Origin of the sequence: Streptococcus oralis, assembly GCF_001578945.1 — a bacterium.
Lineage (GTDB): Bacteria > Bacillota > Bacilli > Lactobacillales > Streptococcaceae > Streptococcus > Streptococcus oralis_Q.
Genome location: NZ_KQ969649.1, coordinates 1 through 319, shown reverse-complemented (window position 1 = coordinate 319; position 319 = coordinate 1). Strand labels below are relative to the sequence as shown.

Sequence of the window (319 nt, the reverse complement as noted above, 5' to 3'; positions counted from 1 at the left end):
CCAAAGAACCCAAAAGCCCCAGATAGCCTTGAGCCATCTGGGGTTCTTGTTTCCATCGCTAAAATGATATCAACAATTTCATTTTAGTCGATTTTGGGGGCTTAGTCTTCTAAATCCATTTCAGAAGCTGCTGATTTCTTCTTCTTGCCAAGAAGAGAGGCGGTTGCTAAGGCAGCTACTCCTAATCCAAGAGCAGCAAATTGGTTACTTGCAGTTCCTGTATTTGGAAGTTTTTTACCTGTTACACGTCCTGTTGAACGTCCTGGTCCAGCAGGTTGTTGTGCATGAGTTTGTGAGTGGTTCAATGCACTTGAGATTG

Annotated in this window: 1 protein-coding gene; it reads right to left on the bottom strand. The window is 43.6% G+C overall.

The features are described from left to right. Window positions 1-101: 101 nt before the first annotated feature. Window positions 102-319, bottom strand: a 218-nt coding sequence (locus tag SORDD16_RS10225; RefSeq protein WP_128973521.1) for an LPXTG cell wall anchor domain-containing protein, incomplete at its 5' end; no start/stop codon positions are given.